This is a genomic window from Asanoa sp. NPDC050611 (assembly GCF_040654855.1).
Lineage (GTDB): Bacteria > Actinomycetota > Actinomycetes > Mycobacteriales > Micromonosporaceae > Asanoa.
In genome coordinates, this window is the sequence record NZ_JBFAIU010000555.1 from 1 (window position 1) to 2,989 (window position 2,989).

Consider the following 2,989-nt stretch of genomic DNA (forward strand, 5'->3'; position numbering starts at 1 on the left):
AGCAGCAGCGGTTGTGCATCGCGCGGACGATCGCGGTGGAGCCGCAGGTGGTGTTGATGGACGAGCCGTGTTCGGCGTTGGACCCGATCTCGACGTTGGCGATCGAGGATCTGATGTTCAAGCTGAAGGACCGTTACACGATCATCATCGTGACGCACAACATGCAGCAGGCGGCGCGGGTCTCGGACCGCACGGCGTTCTTCTCGATCGACAAGACGGGTGACCCGGGTCGGCTGATCGAGTACGACTCGACCCAGAAGATCTTCAGCGCCCCCGGCCAGCGCCGGACCGAGGACTACATCACGGGTCGCTTCGGCTGACCAGGGTGGCCGGCGCGGCGACCTGGTCCTCGCTGACGAAGGCGCGGCGCGGGTCCTGCACCGAGGCCAGCGAGACGATGTCGCGGCCGAACACCACGGCCGTCAGCCAGACCGCCAGCACCCGGAACTTGCGCTCCCAGCTCGGCACCGCGAGCACGTGGTAACCGCGGTGCATCAGCCACGCCGGGAAGCCCTTGATGACGATGCGCTTGTACTGGAAGATCCCGCGACCCAGGCCCAGCGTGGCGACCGTGCCCAGGCTGTGGTGCTTGTACCGCTTGACCTTCCGCCCGCGGATGCTGGCCACGATGTTCTGGGCCAGCAGCTTGCCCTGCCGCACGGCGTGCTGTGCGTTCGGCACCGTCGCCGAGCCCGGCATGGCCAGGTCCGGCACCGCGGCGTCGTCGCCCGCGCCCCACGCGTCGGGCACCGGCTCGCTGTCGCTGCCCACCCGCAGGTCGGCCCGGACCATGAGCTTGCCGCCGGCGTCGATCGGCAGGTCGGTCATGCTGCGCACCATCGGGTTCGCGGCGTTGCCGACGGTCCACACGATCAGGTCCGAGTCGAACTCCTCGCCGTTGGAGAGCACCACGTGACCGTCGACCGCCGACACCAGCTGGGCGTTGAGGTGCACGTGCCCGCCGCGCTCCTCCAGCGACCGCACCACCCACCGGCCCGGCTCGTCGGTGACCTCCGGCAGGATCCGGTCGCGGGCCTCCACCAGGTGGAAGCCCAGCTCGGAACGGTCGATCTCCGGGTACGCCCTGGTCAGCGCCGTCGCCAGCGAGAGCAGCTCGCCGAAGCCCTCGACGCCCGAGAAGCCGCCACCCACGAACGTCACGGTGAGCAGCCGCCGGCGCAGCGGGCCCGGCTCCATCGTCGAGGCCCGGTCGAAGTTGGTCAGCAGGCGGTCGCGGATCGCCACGGCCTCCTCGACGTGCTTCATGCCGATCGCCTGGTCCGCCACGCCGGGGATCGACAGCTTCCGGGTGACCGCGCCGGCCGTGATGGCGATGACGTCGTACGCGATCGTGAACTCGGGACCGTCGGTCGGCCGGACGATGGCCGTCTTGTGCGCGTGGTCGACGCGCACGACCGTGCCGGAGACGAGCTTCGTGCGGCGGAGGTGCCGGCGCTGCGAGACCGCGGCGTGCCGGGCCTCGACCGAGCCGGCCAGCACCTCGGGAAGAAACGGCTGATATGTCATGTACGGCCGCGGGTCGACGACGATGACCCGCGCCTCGTCGCGCCGGAGCTTCTTCTCCAGCTTCCAGGCCGTGTAGAAACCGGCATAACCGCCACCGACCACAAGAATCGTACGCACGTGGGCCCCTTCTCTCGAAGTCACCAGTTATGACCGGGTAGCGCGTTGATCTGTGACGTTAGCGGCTCGGCCTGTCCCGTTGTGAACGCGTCCCGCGCAGTAATATCGCGACAAAAGTGGCATAAGCGAGGTAATCCATGCTGACAGCCGTTGCCGAGGCGGTCCAGGAGCCGCTGACGTTCGTCGAGCGTGACGTGCCCGACCCCGGCCCCGGTGAGGTGCTGGTCAAGGTCACCGCGTGCGGCGTCTGCTACACCGACCTCGACGTCCTCCAGGGTCACTGGCCCGGCGCGCGCTTCCCCGTCGTGCCCGGGCACGAGATCATCGGCGTGGTCGCCGCGGTCGGCACCGGCGTCGCGTTCCCGCCGGTCGGCCTGACGGTCGGCGCGCAGATCCTCGGCGACTCCGACCGGCGCTGCGACTACTGCGTGCGCGGCGAGCAGATCCTCTGCCCGCACAAGCGCTTCACGGGCATCGACTTCGACGGCGGGTACGCCGGGTACGCCGTGCTCAAGGCCGACTTCGTCAGCCCGCTGCCGGACGGCCTCGACCCGGTCGCGGCGGCGCCGCTGATGTGCGCCGGGCTGACCGCGTTCAACGGCCTGCGGCAGGCCGGGATCGCGGCCACCTCGCGGGTCGCGGTGATCGGCGCCAGCGGCACGCTCGGCACGCTGGCGGTCCGGTACGCCGTCGCCATGGGTGCCCGGGTCGCGGCCGTCGGCCGGTCGGACCGCGGCGAGGCCGCCGCCCGGGAGCTGGGCGCCGAGTTGTTCATCGCCACCGCGGGCCGCGACCCCGGCGAGGCCCTGGCGGCCTGGGACGGCGGCGCCGACGTCATCCTCAACGCCGCGCCGTCGACCTCCGCCGCCGCGGCCGTGTACTCCGGCCTGGCTCCGGACGGCACGCTCGTGCTCTGCGGCTACGGGCCCGAGCCGCTGAGCCTGCCCACCGGCACGCTGCCGCTGCGGCGCCCGCACGTGATGTTCAACCCGTCCGGCTCACCGCACAACGCGCGCGAGACCCTCGCGTTCTCGGCGGCGCACGGGATCGTGCCCGACTACACCCCGATCGGGCTGCGGGACGTCAACGCCACCCTCGACACCATGGCCAAGGGACATCCCGGCAAGCGCTCGATCATCGTCTTCTGATCACGGCGTGCCCGGCCGCACCAGGCCGCTCTCGTAGGCGAACACCGCCGCCTGGACCCGGTCGCGCAGGTCGAGCTTCGTCAGGACGGCCGAGACGTGGGTCCCCGAACCCCGAGATGGGCGTGTTGGTGGCCAGCCACTCGGCACAGGCGGCGGAGATGCCGGGCGTGTGCGAACCGGTCTCGTCGGCGTTGAGG

2 protein-coding genes and 2 pseudogenes are annotated in these 2,989 nt (G+C 71.0%); 2 read left to right on the forward strand and 2 right to left on the reverse strand.

What is annotated here, in order from left to right; genetic code table 11:
* A pseudogene (gene pstB, locus AB0H87_RS40085) lies at window positions 1-320 on the forward strand (phosphate ABC transporter ATP-binding protein); the annotation flags it as partial.
* On the opposite strand, the gene AB0H87_RS40090 reads toward pstB, so the two are convergent.
* Entirely contained in the window at window positions 301-1,644 is a 1,344-nt protein-coding gene (locus AB0H87_RS40090; protein ID WP_360158532.1) for an NAD(P)/FAD-dependent oxidoreductase, read from the reverse strand. The pseudogene pstB and the gene AB0H87_RS40090 sit on opposite strands and share 20 nt — an antisense overlap.
* A 137-nt stretch (window positions 1,645-1,781) precedes the next feature.
* On the opposite strand from AB0H87_RS40090, the gene AB0H87_RS40095 reads away from it, so the two are divergent.
* On the forward strand, window positions 1,782-2,792 hold the full coding sequence (locus AB0H87_RS40095; RefSeq protein ID WP_360158535.1) for an alcohol dehydrogenase catalytic domain-containing protein: 1,011 nt from the start codon (window positions 1,782-1,784) through the stop codon (window positions 2,790-2,792).
* Here AB0H87_RS40095 and AB0H87_RS40100 read toward each other — a convergent pair.
* Window positions 2,793-2,989: pseudogene (locus tag AB0H87_RS40100) on the reverse strand (hypothetical protein); the annotation flags it as partial.

Excerpts from the sequence above, each read along its gene's own strand:
- AB0H87_RS40095 (WP_360158535.1), top strand. The coding sequence starts at position 1,782 with ATGCTGACAGCCGTTGCCGAGGCGGTCCAGGAGCCGCTGACGTTCGTC.